We start from the raw sequence: 24,555 nt of genomic DNA on the forward strand, positions 1-24,555 counted from the left end.
GAGGCTTTCCCCCTTACACGGTGACTGGTGTTCCGAATATATCTTTCAACCTGCGTTCGAACATTTTCAATAAACGCTCACGTCCGCGAACCTCTGGCGGAGTGGGATATTCCTTGCCATTGACAATGATCGGCTGATCATAACGAATCAGGATATGCGGCAAATACTCATCAAACAAGGCCCGAATCCGCTTTGCGTGTTCCGGGTTACGGGCATACAACTTGAGCATGCGGAGCCCGAAGCCGACGTGACGCCCTTCATCCTCTTTGATTCGGGCAAATCCTTCGGCCAATCCCGGGAATAATCCTTTGCTTCCAAAAACCGCTTCAAACACATCGTAACCTGACATCGCTTGAACGCCTTCAATGATACCCTGATAGTGGGTCAATCCTTCGACCAATGCCGCCTCTCGTTCCTCCGTCTCTTGTTCAAGTGCCGCCAACATTTTCTTAACCCGTTCATCCAGCTTCTGCTGGACAATATTCTTCACGCCGCGAATTCTCTCACGACCCAGCACTTCCGTGAAATAACGCATGAAAAACTCGGTATGCTTAAATTCTTCGAGTAACTGAGTACTGAGAAAAGCCTGCTGTTCGGTAGACGAGCCGAGCATGATCCATGGACAAAACTTCAACGCGACATTTTCTTCCGCATCGAGAAAGCCGGTGCAAAAATGAATCAGATACCCCTTCAGGTTCTCATCCAGCGACTCAAAATCTCTCTTGTCTTGGGTCAAGTCGATCTCCGCCGGATCCCAAGTCCCGAAACGGATGGCTTTGCGATACAGATCCCAAGCGACTTCATCGGTAGACTTATCGAGGCCTGGAAGAAATTCATCCGTCATGTTTTGATTGAGATTTTCGTTCATTTCATATCCCCCCGAAAATTGAATGTGCAAATCAAAACATCCGCTTCAATAGATCCAGCACTTCCGATTGACTCGGTTGGCGAGGATTAAACTTCATCATTCCGCTCTTGAATGAATCCTGGGCGATATCGGCAAGCTTTTCCTCAGGGACCCCTACCTCACGCAATCGGGTCGGCAGCCCGATATCCTGTACCAATTGAGCAACAGCGGGAGCCGCCTCTTCTGCCAGTTCGGCTGTCCCATCCGCTGTTACGCCCATCAACTCGGCAATCTTGGCCGCTTTTTCAGGACGGGCGGGTGAATTGAATTCCACCACATGCGGCAGCAGCAAACCGATTGCGATCCCGTGCGGAACATGGCAATGTCCTGACAAAGCGCTTCCTATCGCATGGGCGAGACCCAGGAACCCGTTATTAAACGCCATGCCGGCCAACAAACTGCCATGGGACATACCGATCCGGGCGTCAATATCAGATCCGTCGCTCACCGCCCGGCGCAAGTTCGCATTCACAACAGAGATGGCTTCCATCGCCAAAGCGTCAGATGCGGGTCTAGACCTCAGGGAAAAGAATGTCTCGATCCCGTGGGCCAAAGCATCTATTCCGGTAGCCGCAGTCATTTTGGCAGGAAGACTTACCGTCAATTCCGGATCGACCAATGCAAGGGCCGGGGCCATGTGCTGACTCGTCACGGTCACTTTTACATTGTTGTGCCAATCCGAGTACACCCCGAAGATCGTGACTTCGCTTCCGGTACCTGAAGTGGTCGGAATCGCGATCAGCGGGATTGCGGGGGCGGCAGGGATACGGTTCACCCCGGCATAATCCCCGATACTTCCCCCGTTTGACGCCACCACCCGGATCCCCTTGGCGGCATCGATCGGGCTTCCGCCTCCAACCGCCACAATACAATCATACCTATTGGCTTTAAATACTTTAGCCCCTCTGTTGATCGTTTCGAGGCTGGGATCAGGTTCGACATCCGTATAAATATCGTATTGAAGCCCGGATGATTGCAGCGACTCCGTTAACCTGTTCAGGATCCCGGCCGATTCTACACCTTTGTCGGCAACCAAAAAAACTTTTCCAGCTCCCAGCTGCAATATCCTTTCGCCCAGGCGGGACGCTTTGCCGTACCCGAATTCGATGAACGACGGGAGGTGAAATGAAAATTCGAAATCAATCAACGTGACTTGTTGGCTCAGACTCATTCTTTCCTTCCTCCTTTCCTTGCAGGTTACTCGATCTCGAAATGGATGTGCTTTGTTTCACAGTATTCCATTAAGCCGTCTATTCCCCTGGTGCGGCCCAGACCGCTTTGTTTGTATCCCCCGAATTCCGCCTCGGGAAAGTTTTTATTGTAAGTGTTAATCCAAACGGTTCCGGCTTTGATTCCCTTGGACATCCGCATGGCGCGATTTAAATCGGTGGTCCAGACCCCTGCAGATAGTCCGAAGTCCGTGTCATTCGCTAACGCAAGCGCTTCTTCTTCACTGGAGAAGGATTGGACGGCCAGTACGGGACCAAAAATCTCCTCGCGCACAACCCGGCAATTGGCCGGCAGATCGTCAATAATGGTGGGTGCAAAGAAATAGCCCCTATCGTAATCCCCACCTGTTAACCGGTAACCGCCGGAAATCATTTTTCCTTCACGCCGGCCGATTTCACAATATTCCTCCACCATATCGAGTTGGTTTTGGGAAACCAGGGGCCCCATATCGGTCGACTCGAGGATCCCGTTCCCTACCTTCAGGTTTTCGGCATAGGTTTTGAGACGGGAGATCACTTCGTCTTTGACAGACTCGTGAACCAACAGCCTGGAACCGGCCATGCAGATCTGACCGGCGGAAATAAAAATCGAGCGTCCGATTAGGGGAATCGCTTTGTCCAAATTGGCATCACTGAAGACAACATTAGGGGACTTGCCGCCCAGTTCCAAAGCCAGTTTCTTTATGTTGCTCGCCGCTAGTTCCATGATCGTTCTTCCGGTCGATGTATCCCCCGTAAAACTGATCATGTCGATTTTTTTGCTGGTTCCCATGGCAGCACCAATGGATTTTCCGGGACCCGTGACAATACTTACTATGCCTTTCGGGAAATGCCGGATTTCGTCAATCAACTTAAAAATTTCCACAGAAACGGCTGGCGTAAGACTGGCCGGCTTTACAATCACACCATTCCCGGCGGCCAAAGCAGGGGCCAACTCCCGGATCATGAGAAGCGCCGGCCAATTCCACGGGGTGATCAGCCCAACCACACCCATCGGCTCTTTTGCAATGACTCCGAAATTGGCGGGTTCCAGTTGAACCGACCTTCCAAACACGGTTCGCGCCGCACCGGCAAAATATTTTAAGGTGTCGACACAACCAGCCAATTCAATGCGCGATTCGCGAATGGTCTTGCCTTGTTCCAAGGTGAGAATCCGGGCCAAATGTTCGAGGTTTTGATCGATCTTTTGGGCCAGAGCGGACAAAGCTTCATACCGGCGTTTCGGATTATATCCCCAATCGCTCTTTTGAAAAACGTCGCAAACAGAATCGATCGCCTGTTCGATATCATGAACGGTTGATTTTTGAGAATAGCCGATCAATTCCCCGGTGGCCGGATTTCGCGATTCCAGAAGTTCCCGGGACGAAGATTCCGTCCATTCGCCGGCTACATAATTGTAATAAAGCGCCGGTTTCTGTTCAGTCAAAGCAGACATAATTCTCCCCCCGTCTTATTTGAAATCGCCTTTTGTTTCCGGGATGACTAAACTGCCAATCAGGTACAGAACAAATACCGCCGCTGCAAAATAGCCAAGCGTAGCGGGAATATTTTGAGTTGTTCCGCTCGCCAGGGAAACGAAAGTCGGCATCATGCCTCCGACTGCAAAGCCCATATTCCAGGACAGCCCAGTACCTGTAGAACGGATGACTGTCGGGAAACGCTCGTTCAGGAAAATCAGGATGGGCGCATACGCTGCATTACCTAGAAACGCGAGTGCCAGCGCATAGAATGTTATTGCGGAAACCGCAGTCGCCTTCGCCAACCCCGAATACAGGAAGGGAAGACCTATCAGGCATACAATTCCGACGATCATAAACGTTTTCTTCCGGCCGATGTAATCGCTGAGGCGGCCGAACAGTACCGCCGAGACAATCGCGACCACGCTTGCACCCATCAAAATCATCGATGACGTTCCCGCCGGTGTCTTGTTGATCACCTTGAGGAATGTGGGAAGGTATCCGGAGGTTAGGTAATACGCCGTACCTCCGCCAATCACGAGCATAAGATTCACAAGCAGCACGGGGAGATACTGTCGGGAGAACACCTCGCGCACAGGAGCCTTCTTGACCGGCGCATCCGCTTTTTTGGCTTGTTGCAATTGGACCCATGCGGGAGATTCCTCAAGTGACTTGAAGATGAACAGGCCGAGGATCGAGCTGAGAATCCCAGCAAAGAACATAAACCGCCAGCCCCAAACACTGAACTCCGGCCCCGGAAACGCAGCCGTTACAACGTAATAAACAACGGATGCGAGCAAGGCGCCGAGACCGGCTCCCCCACCACCGATAAGACCTGACATGAATCCCCGCCACTTTGGCGGAACCGTTTCGGTTCCGATGGTATGGGTAGACGCAACCACACCACCGACAAACACCCCTTGCACCAAGCGAAGAATCAGGAACAATACCGCTGCGGTTACACCGATCTGACCTACTGTCGGAAGAGCGCCAAACAGTGCGGTAGAGATGCCGACACCTGTTACCGCAATAACCATTGCTTTTTTTCTTCCTTTTCTGTCCGCGTAAGATCCAAATAATGCGGAACCGACCGGACGCATCAACAGGGTCACTGCAAACGATGCATACACCGCCGCCAATGACAGCGTGGGAATACTGGTCGGGAAGAAAAGTTTTCCTATCTCAGGCGCCACATACAGGAGGATAAACAGATCAAAAAGATCCAACGACCACCCTAAAAGTGACGCAATTGAAGCAGTTACCATTTGGCGTCGGGTGACGCCGCCAACCGGTGTACCAGTACCTGCGTTAGTGCTAGTCAAGATAGACATCCAGAATCCCTCCATGAGGAAGATATATAACATACAAGCGGTTATTTTCCGGTGAAATTGGGCTTGCGTTTTTCGTAGAACGCTTCCACCCCTTCACGGAAATCATCCGTACTTCTCAGCATTCCGTAAGCGTATCCCTCAATCTCCAGTCCGGCGCTGAGCGGACCTTCCTGGGAGGCGTTAAGTACTTGCTTCAATACCCGCAAGGTAAGAGGAGAGTACTGAAGAAGTTCATCCACCAGGTTTTGCACCGCAGTCTCCAGCTCCCCTTGGGGAACTACCGTAGTCAGCAATCCCCATTGGTAAGCCTCTTCTGCCGGAATCCGCCTGCCGCGCATAATCATGTCTTTGGCCCGGCCCAGTCCTGCAATTCGGGCAATCCGCTGCGTGCCGCCGCTCCCCGGAATCATCCCGAGTTTTATTTCCGGCAGAGCCAGCAGAGTGGTTTCCGAAGCAACCCGGAAATCGCACGCCATGGCGATCTCCAGTCCCACACCGAACGTATAACCTTGCAGTTGCGCGATTACCGGTTTCGGCGAACGTTCCGGTGCCGCTACATTCTTATGCAGCACAGAAAGCTCCTCCGGGTGCCGCTCCATGAACTGCGCGATATTTCCGCCGGAGGTAAACGCTTGGGTCCCTTCGCCTTTCATTATGATGACCCGGACTTCTTCATCCTTGTTCAACTGTTCAAATATTTGGTTCAGATGGAATCGCCCAATGAAGCTTAAATTGTTCATTTTTTCAGGCCGGTCGAGAATGATCGTGGCCGTTTTTCGTTCCGGATTCTTTTCGACCCGAATGTGATCCCATTCATTAACCGCCACTTGTCCGTGTTTTTGTTGTTCCATTTAGGATGCACTCTCCCTCTCCAAATATAGTTCTTCATATTCTCCGCTGCGCAGTTTGCGGCGAAGGATTTTTCCAACCGGGCTCTTTGGGATCGCCGCCACCAAAACATACTTCCTGGGGCGTTTAAAGTTGGATAATTGATTGCTTTCCTTGCAATAATCGTCCAACTCTTCCACTGTTAACGATTGATCTTTCGGAACAATGAAGGCGGTTACAATTTCTCCCCAACGTGGATCGGGCAACCCGACCACAGCCACTTCTGCCACCTTCGGATGTTTCGCGATCACGTCTTCCACTTCAAGCGGATGAATGTTTTCACCGCCCGAAATAATCATGTCGTCCACCCGTCCAAGGACATACAAATCTCCTTCTTGATCAATCATCCCCATATCACCCGTGAAGTACCATTCGTTACGGATCGCCTTTGTCGTAGCATCGGGCCGGTTCCAGTATCCCCTGAACCCTTCGCTAGTCCGGAGATCTACAATGATTTCACCGGGTACCCCTGCGGGGACCATATCCTCCGGGGTTGAATTTCCGTCCGGATCAGCCACCACAACGCGAAGACGTTGATGAAATCCCGGTTTCCCTGCACATCCCGGTTTTTTATCGAGATAATTGCAGATCGAAAACGTATAAACCTCGGACGAACCGTAATGATTGATAAAGATTTCCGGCTTCAATTTTTTGATGATTTCTTCCGTCAATGCCTTGGTCATGGCAGCTCCTGCATATCCCAATTTTTTCAATGAAGAAAGATTATATTTTGCAAAATCGGGATGGTATACTAGATCATGGAATATGGTAGGCACCAGATACACGCAGGTGATTTTTTCTTGATCCAGTGCCTCAAGTACGGTTTGGGCACTGTAATCGGGTGTCATTACCAATTTCCCGTTCAGGAAGGCCATCGATAGGAGGGAACGCATGCCCATGGTGTGGTACAAGGGCATGACGCCTATGGTGCTTTCCTGAACTTCATACCGATTTTGAATGATATGAGCAACCGCCGCGCTGTACTCGCTTTGATGGGTGCGCGGAACTCCTTTGGGACGGCCGGTTGTCCCCGACGTATATAACATCAGACAAACGTCATCATCATGAATTTTCGGTCTATCCGGTTGGTTGGCCCCCTTCTTCTGCAGTTCCCCGTAGGATACATCAACCCCTAGCGCCCCCTGTACTCCGATTTTCAACGTTTTCAGCTCTTTGATTGCTTCCAGCACCGTTTTCTCGCTTACCGGTTCATACACAACAGCTGCTGCATCCGCATCCTGCACGCAGTATTTGATTTCTTCGGGCGACAATCGGAAATTGATGGGGGTAAAAATGGCTCCGATTTTTTGGATTGCCCAGTAAAGTGTCACCATTTCCAAGCGGTTTTTCAATACGAGGACAACCCGATCCCCCTGTTTGATTCCGAGGGCCTGTAAACCTGAGGCGATTTTGTCAATCTCCAGGTTCATCTCTTGATAGGTCAACCGGGTATCCTCTTGAATCAACGCTTCGTATTGCGGGTACCGTTCGCACGCAAATTCAAACAGTGTCCCCAGATCCATCGACTTTCTCACCGTCCTTCTGCCTGTTCGCCACTTTTTCAATCGCTTCGATGATCCCTTTGTAACCGGTGCACCTGCACAAATGCCCTGACAGCATCTCCTTGATCTTATCCGTGGTGGGATCGGAGTTAGAATTCAGAAATTCAACCGACGACATCAGGATACCCGGAGTGCAAAAGCCGCATTGCAAGGCGTGACACTCATTGAAAACTTCCTGCAGGGGATGCGGTTGGTCATTAGCCAGTCCTTCCACTGTCATGATCTCGGTGCCCGCAGCCTGTACGGCAAACATCAGGCAGCTCCTGACAGCGGAGCCGTTCACCAACACAGTACATGCCCCGCAAACCCCGTGTTCACATCCGACATGGGTCCCGGTCAAGCCGCAGTCCTCCCGCAAAAAGTCACTCAGCAGTTTTCGGGGTTCCACCCGTTCCTGATAGACTTTGCCGTTTATTCTCACCTGGATTTCAACCATTTCTTTTCTGGACACTTGGATCACGATGTTCCCTCCTTTCCGGTTGCCCTGATGTAGGCGATTTGTACGGCTCTTTTGGCAAATACCCGGGCGAGATGAAGTCTGTATTCCCTGGTCGCGTGCAGATCGCCCTCCGGATCCACATTCATGGCAGCGATCCGTCCGACCTCTGCCAATAGGGTGTCCGTCAGTTTTTCACCGATCAGAATTCCGGCGGCATCCTCCGCAAGAACAGGAATCGGGTCAACCCCTCCCAATGTAAGCCGGGCGGTCAGAATCCGCCCTTCATTGTCCGTGTCAAGAACACAGGCTGCCGCTACCAAAGCAAAGTCTCCGTGTCTCCGGCTGAATTCCTGAAACGAGTATCCCTTTGGAACGGAATCCACAGGGATCTTGACTTCGGTCAGAAGTTCACCGGGCCTAATGTCGGTTGTCAAATAGGTAACGAAAAATTCGCCTAACCCCACCTCCCTTTTTTCGTCAGCGCTTTCGATCACGGCACTCCCGTTTAATGCCAGCAAGGACAAAGGAAGTTCCGCCGTCGGATCGGCATGCACCAGGCTGCCGCCGACTGTGCCCCGGTTGCGTGTCTGCATATGGCCGATAAACGGGACCGCTTCAGAAAGCAAGGGGCTTTTTTCCCGGACAAGCCCGGATCTTTCCACTTCCCTCTGCCGGGTAAGGGCACCGATCCTGAGCCACCCGTCCTCACAGTGAATATAGTCCAACTCCTTCAGTCCATTGATGTCAATCAGACACTCAGGAGCAGACAACCGCATGTTCAAAATCGGAACCAGACTCTGCCCTCCCGCAATCAGTTTTCCTTCATCACCGTACTCGGACAGCAGTTGAAACGCTTCCTCCACCGTGGTGGGACGAAAGTAGTCAAACAATGCCGGTTTCATATCCTTCCCCTCCGGTGCTATGCTGATTGTTGGGCACTTTCAATTTCCTTCTTTATTTTCTTGAAGAAATCATTGATGACTATCTTCGCCACACCGCCAAGCATCCTTTGCCCGATGGCTGCCACTTTCCCGCCAACTTCGGCCGTATAGTTGTAGGCAAGAGCGGTCTTTCCTTCCTCGACCGGCGTTAAGCGGATTATGCCTTCCGCGTCGACAAAACCCGGTGCTCCTTCTCCGTGAACCACCAGTTTGTAGCTTTCCGGCGCTTGCACATCCACCAACGAAATCGTTGCGTCATACTTTCCCTTGACTGCGGCAATTCCTATGGAAAGATCGGCTCGGTATTTTCCTTCCTCAATCAAGTCCAGGTGCTTGCAGCCCAATATACACTCGGTCAGTACTTCCGGATCCATTAATTTTTGCCAAACCTGTTCTATGGGTGCGTTCAGTTCAATCACACCGTTACCGGTCATACCAGTTCCTCCTTCAAATGCTGCTGTTTGTTTTGGGCTTCCTGCAATAAAGTCCAAATTCGGTTCGGCGACAGCGGCAAGCTGTCAATCGTGATGCCCAAGGGGGAGAGAGCATCCGCAACCGCATTGGCGATCACCACGGGAGCACTCATCGTGTTTCCTTCACCCAAGCCTTTCGCACCGAGAGGCGTCAATGGAGACGGGGTCTCAAAATGTTTGATCGTTACTGGCGGCATTTCGGTCGCTGTCGGGCACAAATAGTCCATAAAACTCCCTGTTAAAAACTGCCCGTTCTTGTCATAGGCGAGTTCCTCATACAACGCGCCGCCAAGGCCGTGAGCCAATCCGCCCATGATTTGCCCGTCCACGATGAGAGGGTTTAACAGCTTGCCCGCATCATGAACCGTGATATAGTCGAGAATTTTGACTTCTCCCGTGTCCGGATCCACTTCTACGGTAACCGCGTCAGCGACAAACCCATAGGTGGCCGAACCGTTAACCTGGTCATTTTCATCGGGCGGCAGGGCAGTTTCGATTGTATAGAAAGCGGTTTCGTAGATACCCGGTTCCATCCCGTCGGGAAGCCCCTGCGGGTTCCAGTGTGCGGATCCGATTAACCGGCGCAAAGAGATTTGCTTTTCCGGTTGGTCACGGGCCACAATTTTCCCGTTTTCGATCTGAAGGGTATCCACCGGTACTTTCAGCTGATCGACCGCGATGTTCAACAGCTTTTGCCGGACTTTCACTGCCGCCTGATACACGGCACTTGAACCGATCGGTGCAAACCGGCTCGAATAACTTCCGGAGGCCACTGACCAAGGACTGGTTAACGTATCCATTTCGGCGATCACATTCACCGATCCCGGATCTACTCCAAGTACTTCCCCCACGATCTGGGCAGCCACTGTTTCATGGCCCTGTCCGGTTGGAGCGGTACTGATCCGTACACTGATGCCTCCCCCCGGATCAATGGAAACCGCAGCCCCTTCCGCACATCCTGATTTCGGGAGTGACTTTGCCCTCTGCTCCGGTGTCAACGCCATGGTGATATACCCCATATTGGACCCGGAAGGTTCTACGATACAGGCCAACCCGATTCCGAGGTATTTCCCTTGCTGCCTGGCTACCTGTTGGCGCTTGCGAAATCCCTCATAATCAACCAGTTGAAGGGCTTTTTCAAATGCTGTCCGGTAATCCCCGCTGTCGTAAATACCTCCTGAAGCGGTTTTATAAGGAAATTCTTCGGTCCGAATCAGGTTTCTCCTGATTATTTCCGCAGGATCCATACCCAATTTTTCCGCAACCATGTGCATCATCCGTTCCAACGGAAAATACAGCTGCTGTCCCCCATATCCCCGAATCAGACCCGTTGGACACTTGTTGGTCATAACTGCCACCGTTTCCATGAACAGGTTCTGAATCCGATACGCCCCCGTGCTGCTGGAATGGGTTCGGTACAGACAGGCAGGTTCGGGTGCTCGGATATAAGCGCCCACGTTATCAACCATTTTCATTTTTAATCCGGTCACCGTGCCGTCATTTTTAACGGCCGCTTCTATCCAGGTAACCCGGTCTGTTCCGCTGGAGCTTGCCATGAGATGTTCCTGACGGTCTTCGATCCATTTCACCGGCAAACCGGTTTTTTTCGATACAACTCCCATCAACACCATGTACGGGAAAACACCCGATTTGATCCCGTAACTGCCTCCGACATCCTTCGGTATGATAATCCGCAGATGATTGCTCGGGATTTGCAAAGCGGCTGCCATCACCGATTGCAGCGTGAAGGGACCGTGAAAATTGGACCAGATCGTCAGATTGTTGCCGCTCGCCTGATAATGGGCGATCACCCCGTATGTCTCGACCGGAGTCGCGCTGTATTTCGGGAAATGAAACTTGTGTTTCAGCACAAAATCGGCTTCGGCAAACGCTTTGTCAACGTCGCCGTAGTTGAATACACGGTGATTGGCGACATTGCACCCAACTTCCTCATGGAGGACCGGAGCGTCCGCTTCCATCGTCTTTTCTATGTCCACCACGGCAGGGAGGGGTTCATATTCCACTTCGATGGCCTCGAGCGCATCCTCAGCCAGATAACGGTTTTTGGCTACAACTACCGCCACCGGTTCACCCACGAAACGCACTTTTTCCACGGCAAGCGAATAGTACCTGACCGGTGCGGTCACCCCTACCGGAAACGGCTGGGTCATTTCGATAATGTCCTGCCCGGTCACCACCCCTTTTACACCCGGCATTTGTTCCGCTTTGTCAGTTCGGATGGATTTGATTCTCGCATGCGGATAAGGGCTGCGTAAAATGGCGGCATGGTGAATGTTGGGAAGCGGATTCAAATCCTCGATATAACTGCCCTGTCCCGAAGTCAGCCGCGCATCCTCGACACGGGACATCGGTTGGCCGATACGCTTGTGTTTCAAATCCAATAGCCTCCTTTTATAGCGCGACCTGGCATGCCAGATGCCTTGGCGCGACTTGTACCCTTTGAGCGCTCAACAACTCTTTGATAATCTTCAAATGTATCAATATCTTCCGGCACGGCTGTCGTTTCATCCACAGTTTCCCGGGCGGCCAAATATTTTCTGACAACCTCCCGCCCGCCCTGGTCTCCGGTAATCGCCTGCAGTTCGCGAAATACGGTCCGGTCAAACAAAACCGGGTGACCCGGAGTGCCTCTGTAAACCGCCTGAACAACAGGGGCTCCGGTTTGTTGATAGCGAACTACAGTGCGGTTTACCACCGACGGATCGATTTCCGGTTGATCCGCCAGCAGAACAACCGCAGCCTCAGCCGAATTTTCCAGCAAGTATTCGATTCCAAAACGCAACGAAGAACTCATGCCACCGTTTGACGTTTGATTTGTCAATATTACAACCGGAAGATCCCCGATCTGATTCGCCAGTTCAGGAATTTCGGCGTTCACGACAACCACAACCCCGTCTGTTCTTGTCAACAACGCTTTTTTCACCGTGTGCCGGAGCATTGTTTCTTCCCCGATGGGCAGAAGCAGCTTGCAGGTTCCCATTCTTCTTGAATATCCGGCGGCAAGGAGCAAAACCCAAATTTTCCTGTTCATACGCTTATGGGATCACCCCGTCCGTGGCTCTTACATGCAAGAGGTGCTTGCGGAATTTTAAAGATTGGCCGTTTCGGCCATTCTTCCGGCAAACCAGTTCTGAGAGAATGCTTAAAGCAATTTCTTCCGGGGACTCCGCACCGATATCCAAGCCTACAGGGGAGTGCAGCTTTTCCAACATCTGCTCATTCAAATTGACTCCATCAAACAGAATTTTTTGAAGCATCCTCTCAATCCGCTGACGCGAACCGAGTACTCCCAAGTACGGAATGGAACGGGAGAGCAGCTGTCCGACCAATATCCGGTCCAATTCATAATTGTGGGTCATCACCACCACGTAAGTCTCTTCGTTAACGGAAAATTGGGAATATTCTCCTCTCGATACGGCCACACGCTTATCCGCTTCCATAAAATGCGGTTGATTGAGATGATCCTGTCGATGATCCACTACACTGACATGCCAGTTAAGAGTCTTGGCTCCCCGGACAAGCGGTACGGCGTCCGGTCCTGCCCCGAAAATCACCAGTCGCGGGCGGGGTTTTACCGTTTCAATAAACAATTTCACCGCAACACCTTGTACGACCGCGCTCTCAAGCCCAGTTGTCAGCCGGCGGGATCTTTCTCCCCTTTCTCCCCGTTCACGCAGAACGGTCTCGGTTCCGACCGGAACCTGCAACGGATCTTTCGATTCCACCACCATACCCGCCAGATAAGCCCTGCTGCAGGACACTCTCTTCCGGTATGACAAGATCATCTTTTCTGCTTGTTCAGGGGATCGTACCGGGTCAAACGGCTGAAGCCAGATTGTTAGCGCACCATTGCAACCTACCCCCAGTCCCCACAACAGATCGCCTTCCGGCCGAAAATCATATCGGATTTGCTCTGGGATTCCGGTGTTGATTACTTCCCTTGCATGTTCGATAAGATCCCCTTCCACACAACCACCGCTTAGCGTTCCAACGATGCTTCCGGTTTCTAAAATCAGACATCTGGCCCCTTCGCGTCTGTAGGCGGATCCTTCCACTTTCAAGACAGTAGCCACTGCAGCCCGTTCTTTTCTTTCGAAACACTGCTGCAGCCCGTTCAGAATATCCAGCATCTGTCCGTATCACCTCGCTGTCATGAACCCCAACAACTTATCTCAATCATAGAAATATTGCGAATTGAATGGTTTAATTTTTATTTCAAGATGGTTTCAATATTTTTGCTCATCAGAAAGAAGAACAAATCACTTATTTTTCCTCGGCAGCAGAAGCATGCAGCAGATTGGAAAAAAGGCTCCGGTATTCTTTCGGAGTTTTTCCCTCCAAACGCTTAAATATGGTGGCAAAATAACCTGCATTGGCAAATCCGGTATTATTCGCGATTACCTCAATCGGCAGTGACGTCATTTTCAACAATTTCTTCGATTGTTCCACCCTGTATTTGGTGAGGTATTCGATAAACGTAACCCCCATTTCCGCCTTGAAAAGTCGGCTGAAATGAGAGGCGCTCAAATAGACGCGGTCGGCGACCTCGTTCAAGGTAATAGGTTCGTGAAAATGACTGTGAATATAACCTGTTGCACTTTCAATCGGATTCCCGAAGTCGACCTCGAAATCTTTAGAAGACGAAACTTTCCTCAGATAATTGGTTTCTTTGATGAGATCCGGTATTAATAGTTTGTCTAGCGCCAAAAGCAGATCCACTTTTGAAGGCGGTTTCAAATAATACCTGGAAAAACCGGCATTCATAGCGGCCTGCGCCAAATCGAACATTTTCAAGTGGGTCAAGACTATGATCGAGACATGCGAGTTCAACTCGAGGGCCTTTTTTCCCAATTGGATCCCGTCCATATCAGGCAGGGACAAATCGAGAATGACAATGGCCGGCTGATTTTGTTTCAACAGCAGCAACCCTCTCTCTGCTGAGCCAGCTTCATAAACCGAGAGGTAGTTATATGGGCTCTCCTCAATCATCAACCGGATTTCTTGGCGAGTTTCCACTTCATCATCGATAATCAACAGCCCGGCCAAGACAATCCCCCCTTATGGTTAAGCGTTTTTAAAACTCCACTTTTTCAATGTTTTCGCTTCGCAATTCACGCCGTAGTATTTTCCCGGCAGGACTTTTTGGAATTTCCCGGACGAATACATATTTTCTTGGTCGCTTGAAATTCGACAGCTTGGGGTGTCCCTTGCAGAATTGATCCAATTCCTGAACCGTGATTGTTCGATCTTTCGGGACTATGAACGCCACAACTATCTGCCCCCAACGATCATCCTCTTCCCCCAAAACCACCGCTTCCGACACTTTGGGATGCTGCTGCAGCACTTCCTCGATCTCCATGGGAGAAATGTTTTCTCCGCCAGATATCACCATCTCATCCACCCGTCCGACAATGTACAGGTCTCCGTCCTTATCGAGGATGCCAAGATCCCCCGTGAAATACCAATTGTTCCGGATCGCTTTTCTGGTCGCGTCCGGCCTGTTCCAATACCCTTTAAACGCTTCGATCGACCCGGCGTGAACGATAATTTCGCCTACTTCCCCGGGTGGAACGATTTCATCGGGTGTTGAAGCGGCGTTCGCATCCGGAACGACCAGCCGGATTTGCTGATGGATCCCAGGTCTTCCGGCACACCCCGGCTTCTTGTCCAGCACCGAGCAGGTAGTGAACGTATAGATTTCCGTACTGCCGTAATGGTTGATAAAATGCTGCGGTTTCAACATTTGAAAACATTTTATTGTCAATGTCGCGGACATCGGAGCACCCGCATACCCAATCTTCCGTAACGCCGTCAGATCATGATCCAAAATAGACGGATCATTGAGCAGTTCGTGGTACATCGTTGGAATCATATACAAACTGCTGATCTTTTCTCTGGACAAAAGTGTAAGTGCGGTACGGGCATCATAATCGGGGACTACAACGTATTTCCCGTTTAACATGCAGGTCGCAAGAAGAGATCGTAACCCCATAGTGTGGTACAGAGGCATGGCCCCCAAAGTGCTTTCAAACATTTCATAATGATTTTGCAAAATGTGAGCCATTGTGGACCCGTATTCGTTTTTATGAGACCTCGGCACCCCTTTGGGAACTCCGGTAGTTCCCGAGGTGTAGAGCATTACGGCGATATCGTCATCGTCAACGGGGACACCGGCAAAATGACTTGAACCCCTGGCGACCAGTTCCCGGTAAGAAAGATCTCCTGCGTCCTGTTCCAAACTTATTAAAATAGGCCTTTCGTTAAACCTAGCCTTCATCACGGAACGTTCGCTGTTTTTCTCGTAAAAAACGACCTTCGGCTCGGCGTCATTGATACAGTATTGCGTATCTTCAGGAGACAAGCGCAAATTAATCGGGGTAAAAATGGCGCCCAATTTTTGGATCGCCCAGAATAAACAAACCGTCTCCAATCGATTTTTCATCAAAACCATGACCCGGTCTCTTTTTTCAACGCCCAGTTTGCGCAATGAAGAAGCCAACCGGTTTACTTCTTCATTGAGTTGTAAGAAAGAGTAGTATCTTTTGGCTTGCACAAGAGCGATCTGATTCGGATATCTGCCTACGGCGCAATCAAAGACCGTTCCCAAATTCAACGCGATCATCTCCCCGGTTGTCAGTAATTATCTTTTTCTTTAAAAAAATCATACAACTTTTCGAAAACAAGGACTTTTGTTTTTTTGTGGTCAGAATTTTTGCAAATCGATCAAAGTAACATAAAATCCCACCCTTATATCAGGTGGGATAGGTTATAAGACTTATGTGATTCTGCAGTAATTTTTACACGCCAAATGATGAAGGAATTTCCGATTTCGCAATCGCGAGTTCAATGCCGTTCGAGGATTTTCTTGCAATATAGGTATCAAACCCGTCTTGGGGTGATCTTTCCATCAAAAGCTCGGCTAACGGCACCTGTACATATTGGCGCACCGCTCTGTTTAAAGCACGGGCTCCGAAACGCTTGTCAAATCCTTTGTCCACCAAAAATTGCTTTGCAGAGGGATCCAATGCCAAACGGCAATTGTGTCTGTGCAACCTTTTATTTATTTGTTCCGTTGCCGTATCCGTAATTTCAAATAGAGTATGCTGTGAAAGCCAATTAAATGTGATAATGTCATCAATCCGGTTGATAAACTCCGGTCGAAACATGGCTTCCAATTTCCTTTTCACTACTTGATCGAGAAGCGACCCTTTTTCCCGGCCCTTCCACCCTTTCGGGTTTATAAAATGAATAAGCAGCTTTGCCATAAACAACAATTTATTATCGGCAAAACTTTGGATATCCCGTGCTCCCAAATTGCTGGTCATAAAGATAAGCGAATTGCGAAAATCGATTGTCTCCTCACCGGATGCAATTCTCATGATGCCATTATCGAAGATGTTCAATAATGTGAGAATCACTTGCGGGCTTGCTTTTTCGATCTCATCGAACAGGACAATGCCAGGTCTGCTGTAAGAACCCTCTATTTTTTCCTTATCCAGGATTGTGGAACCTTCTTTGCTTCCCACATATCCCGGCGGTGCCCCGGTAAGGGCAGCGGCGTAATGGTCGAGCGACAATGTGTTCATATCAACCCTGCAAAATGCATCCCGGTTCCCGTGGATTGCCTGGGCAAGCACGCGAACAATTTCCGTCTTTCCGACACCTGTAGGCCCCAAAAACAAACCGATATATAAAGGTTTTTCCGGATCTGCCAGATCAGCCCTGACAATTTTCAACATGTTTTCTATGCACTGCAGTGCCTTTTCCTGCCCGAAAATTTTCTTGCGGAGCCGATTCATCACTTCCTCAACATCAAACCGATATCTCGTTTCAATTCTTCCCGCTGCCCGCTCTGTGGTTTTGGGATCGGAATCATGCACTCTTTGGCTCTCCTCCATCTCTTTTCGCTTGCGTTCCGCGGCAAGATATTCGAGCTTGTCATTTATAAACGGCATCTGTATCCTCCATTCTCCCAATGTAAAGAAAAGGAGTCAGATATGGTTGGGAACCCGACTCCTTCTTGAATCAATCCAGCTATTATTTTTCGGCTACCAGAACTTTTCCTTCGTTTGGAATTCCTTCGATCGGGCACTCTGCGGTACCGACTGTCGATCTTGTGATGGCTTCCACATTTTCTCGCGCTTTCTCCGCATCGAGAACCCATGTCCTGTAGAAATCAAATGGACATTCGGCAACCCCTTTGTCCCCCTCCCCGGAGTTGATTTTTCCCGTATAGCCTCTATGCAGAAGTTTGAAGAGGTGGTTCTGGGACTGCGCGTTCTTTCTGAAATCGCGAATTTGCGAAACGGATACTTCCGCATACTGAATCCCGTTTTCTTCGGTGCCGCATTCCCCGAGTGTTCTTCCGTCAAAGCCGATGATTGCGGAATGTCCAAAGTAGGAATAGACACCGTCAAACCCGGTTGCATTCGCCACTGCCACATAAGTGTTGTTTGCCCATGCCATGGATTTCGCCATCATAATTTGCTGTTCCTTGGCCGGATACATGTACCCCTGACAGCGAACAATCAGTTCCGCACCTTTCATCGCACAATCCCGCCAAATTTCCGGATAATTGCCGTCATCGCAGATAATCAGGCTGACCTTCAGACCTTTGGGGCCTTCACACACATAGGTGCAATCACCGGGATACCACCCCTCAACCGGGCACCAGGGAATGATTTTTCTGTATTTCTGAACGATTTCTCCTTTGTTGTTCATCAAAATCAAGGTGTTGTAAGGTGTCTTGTTCGGGTGATCCTCGTGCCGCTCCCCTGTTAAGGAGAAAACTCCCCACGTATTGGCTTTCCGACAAGCCTCCGCAAAGATTTCCGTCTCTTCGCCCGGGATAGCCGATGCGGTTTCATACATTTCTTGCGGATCATACATAATCCCGTGGGTGCTGTATTCCGGGAAAATCACCAAATCCATCCCCGGCAGCCCCTGTTTCATGCCAACGATCATATTCGCAATATTCCTGGCATTTTCCAAAACTTCTTCTCTGGTATGCAGACGCGGCATTTTATAGTTAACCACCGCGACGCCCACGGTATCATGACTGCTTGAAATATCTCCATGTCTCATTTCGAACACTCCTTTTTTAATGAGTTCTATAGTTTTCGTTTTTGACCCTTGCATGGGATTTGGCCTGCTTACCAATTCTGTTACATTCTACTCACCCCCCTGAAAAACTCGCGGAGGAGTTTTGAGAGCACTACCAGTTTCGCAAAAACTGCCTGCTGCCAAGATACAGCCAAGTGGTTAAAATAAAAGGCATTGTGAATGCCGGAAGGCCATAAGGTGCCAGAAAGACGCTGATGCCGGCAGTCATGGGAACGGAAAACGCCGCTCCAACAGCTCCCGCAATAAGCGCGGTTTTATTTCCGTGTCCGAACACACCGCCAATAGCCAAGAACGTGAGGGCCGCATTGTATCCATATAAGCCCGTGTTTAACCAGGACATATCGGCCCGGAGAAAATAGGCCGTACTCCACCCAACAATCGACCCGCCGAGAGCAAGAAGCCCCTGCTTCCAACCGGCTAAAAACACTCCGACAAGGATGAGGATCCCCGCCCATAGATGATCCATAATATAAACCTGTCCTATCCCGTGAATCCATCCGCTTATCATATCCGGTGTTTCGTTGCGGTTAATTGTAACGGCAGAAAGAGCTGCAGGTGACAGCGTCGGACCGATCTTTACCGCTTCGAAACGATAGGAGACGAGCAGAATCAACCAGGTCAAGACAGCAAACGGAAATGTAAGCACAGGGATTTTCAATTTGGCAAGCCACTGCATCATTGCGGCTGTCACAACGGTCGACAAAAATGCGCCGATTAACGCGATCCACCACCTGTTTGAACCTTGCAAGAAAACAAATATTCCGATTCCGGTAAGCACGGCATTATATCCAAACAAGCCTTGATTGACGAGAGCTCTTTCGACTCTGCCAAGCCTTCCTGCAGCAGTCCCAATCATCGTTGACAACACGGCTACCATTCCAAAGGAGAAAGAAGCCGCCGTGATACCAAGTAACACCACGAATCCGGTCAACGCATTTTCCACCAGGATGACCTGCGAAATACCCCTTAATGCAGCTTTTGTAAAAGAAGAGAATTCACTTTTATTCCATTTTGGATACAGTGTTTTGTTCTCCCTTCCGTCAGATAGTCAAGTACCGCTTGATTGTCTCCATTGGCACCTCTTTCGCGCTGCCTGACGTTACAATTGAGCCTTTTTCCATGATGTAGAATTGGTCGGCGATCTTGAAAGCAAAATCAAGGTTCTGCTCTACAATAAAAACCGCTAGCCCTTTTTCTTTATGGACCCGGTTTAAAATCTGGGCAATTTCAGCCACAACATTGGGTTGTATACCTTCAGACGGTTCATCCAAAAACAGGATCGCAGGTTCTGACATTAATGCGCGACCAATTGCCAATTGTTGCTGCTGCCCGCCAGACAGAACCCCTCCGTTACGTGACAGGTGTTCCTTTAAGACCGGGAAATAGTTCAATACTTCTTCCATTCGCTTTTCCGTCTCTTTCGGGTTATGGGCCATCGCACCGAGTTCCAGATTTTCTTTAACGGTCAGCATCGGTATGATCTCCCGTCCTTGGGGCACATACGCCAGACCCATGCGGGATCGTTGATAAGGTTGTATTTTCGTAATCTCCCTTTTCTCAAACGAGATTTTCCCTTCCCTGGCAGGCAAAAGTCCCATTAAACTCTTTAGCAGCGTGGTTTTCCCCACACCGTTTCGGCCCATCAAGCAGACTTTGTCTCCCGCGTTCACTTTGATGCTCACGCCGTTTATTACTCGGCTCTTCCCGTACGAAACATGGAGTTGTTCTACGCTAAGCATGGACACCCTCCCTTAGGTAGACTTCCTGCACTTTTGTGTTCTGTTCGATTTCTGCCAGCGAACCCTCTGCCAGCAACCGGCCCTGATGCAGTACGGTTACTTTCCTGGCAATTTGACGAACAAATGACATATCGTGTTCGACTACTATAATGGAACGGTCTTTAAACAACGTTTCGATCAAAACTCCGGTCTTGTAAGTTTCCTCGGCTGTCATTCCCGCAGTCGGTTCGTCAAGAATGATCAATTCCGGATCTTGAGCGAGCAACATCCCGATTTCCAGCCACTGCCGCTCTCCATGAGACAGGTTTACCGCCACATGATGGGCCTTTTCCAAGAGATCGATCCTTTGCAAAATTTCGTGAATCTTATCGCGGATCTCTTGGTTTTTTCGATAAAACAATGCTTTAAAAACTTGATAGTAACCTTTCATGGAGACCTCAATGTTTTCGTAGACAGTCATGTTGTCAAACACATTGGGGCCTTGAAATTTACGCCCCACTCCCAATTTTGAAATCTGATAAGGTTCCAGACCGGTAATATTGTGCCCATTCAACAGTACGTTCCCGGACGTCGGTTTGGTTTTTCCTGTGATTAAATCCATAAACGTGGTTTTCCCGGCACCGTTCGGACCAAGAATAACACGCAATTCCCCTTTTTCCAGCGAGAAATTCAAGTCCGAAACCGCTTTAAACCCGTTGAATTCTACGGTTAATCCTTGTGTTTCCAAGACTGACGGCATGCATCTCACCTCCTGTCAAGGTCGCCACTCAACTGCCTGCTTCCAAATTTCCCATCTGTGGCACCGTTCCCTGGTTTTGTTGTTTGGACAAAACCCGGCCGTTCCACCATTTGAGCAAAGAACCGTAAATTCCGTCCGGCAAAAACAAGACGATTAATACGATGATCGAACCAATCAACAGTTGCCAGATTTCGGGGTATTGTTCCGACAGAAGGTCGGACAGCCAATTAAGAATCAAAGCTCCTATTACCGCCCCCATCAGCGTACCGCGTCCGCCGATCGCCAACCAAACGACAAGCAGTGTAGACATCCCGATGCCAATATCCTGCGGAGAAATAAATCCGTTGATCGGAACATAAAGCATCCCCGCTAACCCGGATAAGAACCCGGAAATCGTAAAAATAAAGATTTTATAGCTTGCCGGATTGTAGCTGAAAAACCGGATACGGTTCTCGTTTTCCCGAACGGCTTTCACTGTTTTGCCAAAGTGGGATCCAGTCAACCATCGGGTTAACAAATACACTCCAACCGCCACGATCAGCACCAGATAGTAATAGGTTGTGAGTTCCAGTGGTTCGCCAAAGACCGGAAAACGGGGGAGTCCCATCAACCCGTTAAATCCGCCGGTATACGCCTGCAGGTTAATGACCAGCAATTCGAACAACTGTGCCAGTGCGAGGGTTATGATCGAGAAATAAACGCCGCTGACACTGCTCCTGAAAATGAAGAACCCGATGATGGCCGCCAACAGGGCGGGCAGAAGCATCCCCAGCAGAAAGGCAACCGGTGTACTCAAAAGCGGTTTGAGGAAAACCGGAATTTCGTTTATTCCAAAACGGGTCATAAACGTGGGCACACCCTGCTGAAGTACATAGGACAAAGCCAGCATATAACCGCCCAATCCGAAGAACACCGCGTGTCCCAAACTTAGCAGCCCGGTATATCCCCAAACCAAATCGAGAGCGAGTGCAAAAATGATAAACACGATAAACTTGCCCATCAGCTCCACACGGAAATCTGAAGCCAAGAACGGAAAAGCAGCCAGAAAGACCAGAATGAGACCACCGATGCTGCCTTCAATCCCTAGACGTTTTGTTTGCATAGGCTATCTCCTTTCCATCCTGAACAAACCTTCCGGTTTGAAGCGAATTACCAATATGATCAGCAGGAACACCAGAATTTTTGCTCCTGTTTCACCGCTGATTGTCGTTAATAATTGGCTGGTTTCCCCGATAACCCCTGAACCCAAGGCGGTTCCGGCCAACGATCCGACACCTCCGAGAACCACGGTCATAAAAGCATCAACCAAATAGCTGAGTCCCATGGTTGGAGAAACCGTCTTCAACGGCGCCAGCACGGCACCGGCTACACCCGCCAGTCCTGCACCGAAAGCGAATGTATACGTATCGATTCTTGAAGTATTGATTCCCAGACACTCGCTCATTTCACGGTTTTGCGCAACGGTTCGAAACTGAGTTCCAAATTTGGTTTTGAACAGAATGAAGGTTGTGGCAATCAATAAACCGATAGCAAACAAAATAATGAACAACCGAAAGTGCGGAATTACAATTTGGCCGATTTCCAACTTGTCCGCCAGCGGACTGATCACTGTTTTTCCGTCCGGCCCGAAAATCATCCGGATTACTTGTTGAAGAATGATAGATATTCCCCAAGTGGCAAGCAAAGTTTCGAGGGGACGACCGTAGAGCCTCTTAATGACCAAAGTTTCCATCAAAAAACCGACGATTGCCGCAACGACAAAAGCAGCCAACATGCCGACATAAAAGGGAAGATCGTTCAAGGTGTACACCACATAGGTTGTATAAGCCCCGATCATGATCAGTTCCCCGTGAGCCATGTTGATCACTTTCATGACCCCGAAAATGATACTCAAGCCCAAAGCGACAATTACCAAAATTCCCGCAACGCTCGCACCGTCCGCAATTTGCTGCATGATTTCCACTACAATCCCCCCTTCTTTTTTTGATGCGGGAGTAAGGTCACCCCCACTCCTGTCGTTTTGATTAATGGAGATGACAAGTTTTCTCTTTATCCGGGAAAAGAATCTTTGCCCACGGTTCAGGTGCAATCGGTTCTTTCGATTCTTTCACCACATGGAATTGACCGTCTTTGCCGATTTTTGCGATCCGTGAGTACAGATACGCATGATTGTTATGTTCATCAATCTTGATCTTGCCTTGCGGAGCTTGGAACTCCAAACCTGCGAAAGCTTTGATCAATTTTTCCGCATTTCGTATGTCATCTGTTTTTTCCAGCGCCTTGGCCAGCAAATGAGTAGAGAAATAGGCAGCCTCAATCACGGAGGTGATCGGTTCGTTTTGACCGTATTTTGTATGGTACGCTTCAACAAATTTCTTGTTTTCCGGCGTATCCAGCGACTGGAAGTACCCGTAAGAAGTGATATGGCCTTCCCCCACTTCAGCGCCCATCGCGGCAAGGTCCGTTTCAGCCGTAATCGGACTTGCAATCGGCATTTTGGCAGGATCCAAACCATAGCTCTTGTACTGTTTGTAGAAAGCCGCCACACTGTCGCCCACCAAATCGGAGAAAATCACATTCGGTTGAGCGGATTTGATCTTGTTAATTACTGAAGCAAATTCGGAATGTCCGATTGGCACATATTCTTCTCCCACCACTTCGCCTCCGAATTTCTTCAACAAGGCTTTCACCTGCTTGTTGGTTTCAGCAGGATACACATAATCAGAACCAATAAAGAAAAACTTTTTGCCGTAATTCTCGATCATCCAGGGGACGAAGTCTTGCAACTGTTGATTGGGAGTGGCGCCGGTATATATGATATTTTTTGAACACTCTTCCCCTTCATAAAGGGTCGGGTAGACCAAGACGCCTTTGTTCTGCTCCACAATCGGAAGCATCGCCTGTCGGCTGGCTGAGGTGTAGCCCCCGACAATAGCCACAACCTTGTCTTGCTGCAACAATTTCTTTGCTTTGGTTGCAGCAACCGAAGGTTGGGATGCCAAGTCTTCTTGAACGGGGATGAGTTTCTTTCCTTTTACCCCTCCGTTGGCGTTTATTTCTTCAATAGCAAGCAGCGCGGCATTTGCCATTCCCTTTTCAGTAACGGCTGTCGCACCGCTTAGTGAAAAGAGTATCCCCACTTTGATTCCATCACTGTCTGATCCTCCGCCGGAATTGCCGGATGTTTTTTTTGCTCCCCCGCAACCAGTGAGCAGCATTGTCATAGCCAACCCCACAGCAGCCGAATTCCATAACCATTTTTTCATTGAATACCCCTCCTCTTGATCAATCGATATTTTCTTTCTTTCTCGTCAGAAGGCACCGGATAGGGCCGGGTGATCTTTTCAGTCTGATCTTTAAAATTTTCAGGCTGGTTTGCCCAAGCGTAAATGTAATCATATGGGCATCTGGAGTCGCCCTCCGCCAGACCGTAAGCCGCATAGCCCCGGTGATTCAGATTAAAAAGATGGTTTTCCGCCGTCCAGTTCATACGCGCGTCCCGAATCGCACTGATCGACAACAGCGCATACGTGACTTGGTCGGGTGTCCCGTCACACTCTGCAATAATGGAACCGTCGAAGTTGACTACATTCGAATACCCGAAATAAGAATTGATGCTAGTCTTAATAGTAGACACAGATTTTAGAGATCACAATGGATAGGTAGATTGTTTTTTGGGATGTAGCCCCGTAGTGAGCCTGACCGG

General features: G+C 49.6%; 23 protein-coding genes. All 23 read right to left on the minus strand.

Annotated elements, in window-relative coordinates; genetic code table 11:
- Positions 1 to 13: 13 nt before the first annotated feature.
- Positions 14 to 868: a R2-like ligand-binding oxidase gene (locus EFBL_RS08535; protein WP_096181722.1), complete on the minus strand. Its 855-nt coding sequence runs from the start codon at positions 866 to 868 to the stop codon at positions 14 to 16.
- Between the two features lie 31 nt (positions 869 to 899).
- Positions 900 to 2,078, minus strand: a complete 1,179-nt coding sequence (locus EFBL_RS08540) for an iron-containing alcohol dehydrogenase family protein (protein ID WP_096181723.1) — start codon at positions 2,076 to 2,078, stop codon at positions 900 to 902.
- 26 nt (positions 2,079 to 2,104) lie between these two features.
- The gene (locus tag EFBL_RS08545) at positions 2,105 to 3,571 is read right to left on the minus strand and encodes an aldehyde dehydrogenase family protein (protein WP_096181724.1); all 1,467 of its coding nucleotides are present in this window, start codon (positions 3,569 to 3,571) and stop codon (positions 2,105 to 2,107) included.
- Between the two features lie 15 nt (positions 3,572 to 3,586).
- Positions 3,587 to 4,924: an MFS transporter gene (locus EFBL_RS08550; protein ID WP_096181725.1), complete on the minus strand. Its 1,338-nt coding sequence runs from the start codon at positions 4,922 to 4,924 to the stop codon at positions 3,587 to 3,589.
- Positions 4,925 to 4,965: 41 nt separating this feature from the next.
- Positions 4,966 to 5,775 carry an enoyl-CoA hydratase/isomerase family protein gene (locus EFBL_RS08555; RefSeq protein ID WP_096181726.1) on the minus strand — a complete coding sequence of 270 codons (810 nt, stop codon included), beginning with the start codon at positions 5,773 to 5,775 and terminating at the stop codon, positions 4,966 to 4,968.
- Positions 5,776 to 7,347 carry a class I adenylate-forming enzyme family protein gene (locus EFBL_RS08560; RefSeq protein ID WP_231705729.1) on the minus strand — a complete coding sequence of 524 codons (1,572 nt, stop codon included), beginning with the start codon at positions 7,345 to 7,347 and terminating at the stop codon, positions 5,776 to 5,778.
- Entirely contained in the window at positions 7,313 to 7,810 is a 498-nt protein-coding gene (locus EFBL_RS08565) for a (2Fe-2S)-binding protein (RefSeq protein WP_096181744.1), read from the minus strand. Before EFBL_RS08565 ends, EFBL_RS08560 begins: the two co-directional genes overlap by 35 nt.
- A gap of 20 nt (positions 7,811 to 7,830) precedes the next feature.
- Positions 7,831 to 8,715: an FAD binding domain-containing protein gene (locus EFBL_RS08570; RefSeq protein WP_096181728.1), complete on the minus strand. Its 885-nt coding sequence runs from the start codon at positions 8,713 to 8,715 to the stop codon at positions 7,831 to 7,833.
- 17 nt (positions 8,716 to 8,732) lie between these two features.
- Positions 8,733 to 9,188: an SRPBCC family protein gene (locus EFBL_RS08575; RefSeq protein ID WP_096181729.1), complete on the minus strand. Its 456-nt coding sequence runs from the start codon at positions 9,186 to 9,188 to the stop codon at positions 8,733 to 8,735.
- On the minus strand, positions 9,185 to 11,623 hold the full coding sequence (locus tag EFBL_RS08580; RefSeq protein ID WP_231705730.1) for a xanthine dehydrogenase family protein molybdopterin-binding subunit: 2,439 nt from the start codon (positions 11,621 to 11,623) through the stop codon (positions 9,185 to 9,187). The genes EFBL_RS08575 and EFBL_RS08580 overlap by 4 nt, the downstream gene beginning before the upstream one ends.
- On the minus strand, positions 11,620 to 12,279 hold the full coding sequence (locus tag EFBL_RS08585) for a nucleotidyltransferase family protein (RefSeq protein ID WP_096181730.1): 660 nt from the start codon (positions 12,277 to 12,279) through the stop codon (positions 11,620 to 11,622). Before EFBL_RS08585 ends, EFBL_RS08580 begins: the two co-directional genes overlap by 4 nt.
- A gap of 4 nt (positions 12,280 to 12,283) precedes the next feature.
- Positions 12,284 to 13,378, minus strand: a complete 1,095-nt coding sequence (locus EFBL_RS08590) for an XdhC family protein (RefSeq protein ID WP_096181731.1) — start codon at positions 13,376 to 13,378, stop codon at positions 12,284 to 12,286.
- A 133-nt stretch (positions 13,379 to 13,511) separates the two neighbouring features.
- On the minus strand, positions 13,512 to 14,294 hold the full coding sequence (locus EFBL_RS08595) for a helix-turn-helix domain-containing protein (RefSeq protein WP_096181732.1): 783 nt from the start codon (positions 14,292 to 14,294) through the stop codon (positions 13,512 to 13,514).
- A 28-nt stretch (positions 14,295 to 14,322) separates the two neighbouring features.
- Positions 14,323 to 15,861, minus strand: a complete 1,539-nt coding sequence (locus tag EFBL_RS08600) for a class I adenylate-forming enzyme family protein (protein ID WP_096181733.1) — start codon at positions 15,859 to 15,861, stop codon at positions 14,323 to 14,325.
- A 184-nt stretch (positions 15,862 to 16,045) separates the two neighbouring features.
- The gene (locus EFBL_RS08605; RefSeq protein WP_096181734.1) at positions 16,046 to 17,203 is read right to left on the minus strand and encodes an AAA family ATPase; all 1,158 of its coding nucleotides are present in this window, start codon (positions 17,201 to 17,203) and stop codon (positions 16,046 to 16,048) included.
- 82 nt (positions 17,204 to 17,285) lie between these two features.
- Entirely contained in the window at positions 17,286 to 18,332 is a 1,047-nt protein-coding gene (locus EFBL_RS08610) for an aliphatic amidase (protein WP_096181735.1), read from the minus strand.
- A gap of 130 nt (positions 18,333 to 18,462) precedes the next feature.
- Positions 18,463 to 19,392: an urea transporter gene (locus EFBL_RS08615; RefSeq protein WP_096181736.1), complete on the minus strand. Its 930-nt coding sequence runs from the start codon at positions 19,390 to 19,392 to the stop codon at positions 18,463 to 18,465.
- Positions 19,393 to 19,411: 19 nt separating this feature from the next.
- Entirely contained in the window at positions 19,412 to 20,110 is a 699-nt protein-coding gene (urtE, locus tag EFBL_RS08620; RefSeq protein ID WP_096181737.1) for an urea ABC transporter ATP-binding subunit UrtE, read from the minus strand.
- Positions 20,103 to 20,849 carry an urea ABC transporter ATP-binding protein UrtD gene (gene urtD / locus EFBL_RS08625; protein WP_096181738.1) on the minus strand — a complete coding sequence of 249 codons (747 nt, stop codon included), beginning with the start codon at positions 20,847 to 20,849 and terminating at the stop codon, positions 20,103 to 20,105. Before urtD ends, urtE begins: the two co-directional genes overlap by 8 nt.
- A 28-nt stretch (positions 20,850 to 20,877) precedes the next feature.
- Positions 20,878 to 21,951: an urea ABC transporter permease subunit UrtC gene (urtC, locus tag EFBL_RS08630; RefSeq protein WP_096181739.1), complete on the minus strand. Its 1,074-nt coding sequence runs from the start codon at positions 21,949 to 21,951 to the stop codon at positions 20,878 to 20,880.
- Positions 21,952 to 21,954: 3 nt separating this feature from the next.
- Positions 21,955 to 22,803: an urea ABC transporter permease subunit UrtB gene (gene urtB, locus EFBL_RS08635; protein WP_231705732.1), complete on the minus strand. Its 849-nt coding sequence runs from the start codon at positions 22,801 to 22,803 to the stop codon at positions 21,955 to 21,957.
- A 70-nt stretch (positions 22,804 to 22,873) separates the two neighbouring features.
- Positions 22,874 to 24,115 carry a transporter substrate-binding domain-containing protein gene (locus tag EFBL_RS08640; protein ID WP_096181741.1) on the minus strand — a complete coding sequence of 414 codons (1,242 nt, stop codon included), beginning with the start codon at positions 24,113 to 24,115 and terminating at the stop codon, positions 22,874 to 22,876.
- Positions 24,112 to 24,486 carry a carbon-nitrogen hydrolase family protein gene (locus EFBL_RS20290; protein ID WP_131927772.1) on the minus strand — a complete coding sequence of 125 codons (375 nt, stop codon included), beginning with the start codon at positions 24,484 to 24,486 and terminating at the stop codon, positions 24,112 to 24,114. Before EFBL_RS20290 ends, EFBL_RS08640 begins: the two co-directional genes overlap by 4 nt.
- Positions 24,487 to 24,555: the final 69 nt, after the last annotated feature.

The organism is Effusibacillus lacus, from assembly GCF_002335525.1.
In the GTDB taxonomy this organism is placed as follows: domain Bacteria; phylum Bacillota; class Bacilli; order Tumebacillales; family Effusibacillaceae; genus Effusibacillus; species Effusibacillus lacus.

What these genes read in the sequence shown, in the direction of transcription:
- EFBL_RS08540 (WP_096181723.1), bottom strand. Translation starts at nt 2,078, where the DNA reads ATGAGTCTGAGCCAACAAGTCACGTTGATTGATTTCGAATTTTCATTT.
- EFBL_RS08610 (WP_096181735.1), bottom strand. Translation starts at nt 18,332, where the DNA reads ATGAGACATGGAGATATTTCAAGCAGTCATGATACCGTGGGCGTCGCG.
- EFBL_RS08605 (WP_096181734.1), bottom strand. Translation starts at nt 17,203, where the DNA reads ATGCCGTTTATAAATGACAAGCTCGAATATCTTGCCGCGGAACGCAAG.
- EFBL_RS08590 (WP_096181731.1), bottom strand. Translation starts at nt 13,378, where the DNA reads ATGCTGGATATTCTGAACGGGCTGCAGCAGTGTTTCGAAAGAAAAGAA.
- EFBL_RS08565 (WP_096181744.1), bottom strand. Translation starts at nt 7,810, where the DNA reads ATGGTTGAAATCCAGGTGAGAATAAACGGCAAAGTCTATCAGGAACGG.
- urtE (WP_096181737.1), bottom strand. Translation starts at nt 20,110, where the DNA reads ATGCTTAGCGTAGAACAACTCCATGTTTCGTACGGGAAGAGCCGAGTA.
- EFBL_RS08555 (WP_096181726.1), bottom strand. Translation starts at nt 5,775, where the DNA reads ATGGAACAACAAAAACACGGACAAGTGGCGGTTAATGAATGGGATCAC.
- EFBL_RS08535 (WP_096181722.1), bottom strand. Translation starts at nt 868, where the DNA reads ATGAACGAAAATCTCAATCAAAACATGACGGATGAATTTCTTCCAGGC.
- urtD (WP_096181738.1), bottom strand. Translation starts at nt 20,849, where the DNA reads ATGCCGTCAGTCTTGGAAACACAAGGATTAACCGTAGAATTCAACGGG.
- EFBL_RS08575 (WP_096181729.1), bottom strand. Translation starts at nt 9,188, where the DNA reads ATGACCGGTAACGGTGTGATTGAACTGAACGCACCCATAGAACAGGTT.
- EFBL_RS08585 (WP_096181730.1), bottom strand. Translation starts at nt 12,279, where the DNA reads ATGAACAGGAAAATTTGGGTTTTGCTCCTTGCCGCCGGATATTCAAGA.
- EFBL_RS08640 (WP_096181741.1), bottom strand. Translation starts at nt 24,115, where the DNA reads ATGAAAAAATGGTTATGGAATTCGGCTGCTGTGGGGTTGGCTATGACA.
- EFBL_RS08550 (WP_096181725.1), bottom strand. Translation starts at nt 4,924, where the DNA reads ATGTCTATCTTGACTAGCACTAACGCAGGTACTGGTACACCGGTTGGC.
- EFBL_RS08570 (WP_096181728.1), bottom strand. Translation starts at nt 8,715, where the DNA reads ATGAAACCGGCATTGTTTGACTACTTTCGTCCCACCACGGTGGAGGAA.
- urtC (WP_096181739.1), bottom strand. Translation starts at nt 21,951, where the DNA reads ATGCAAACAAAACGTCTAGGGATTGAAGGCAGCATCGGTGGTCTCATT.
- EFBL_RS08545 (WP_096181724.1), bottom strand. Translation starts at nt 3,571, where the DNA reads ATGTCTGCTTTGACTGAACAGAAACCGGCGCTTTATTACAATTATGTA.
- urtB (WP_231705732.1), bottom strand. Translation starts at nt 22,803, where the DNA reads ATGCAGCAAATTGCGGACGGTGCGAGCGTTGCGGGAATTTTGGTAATT.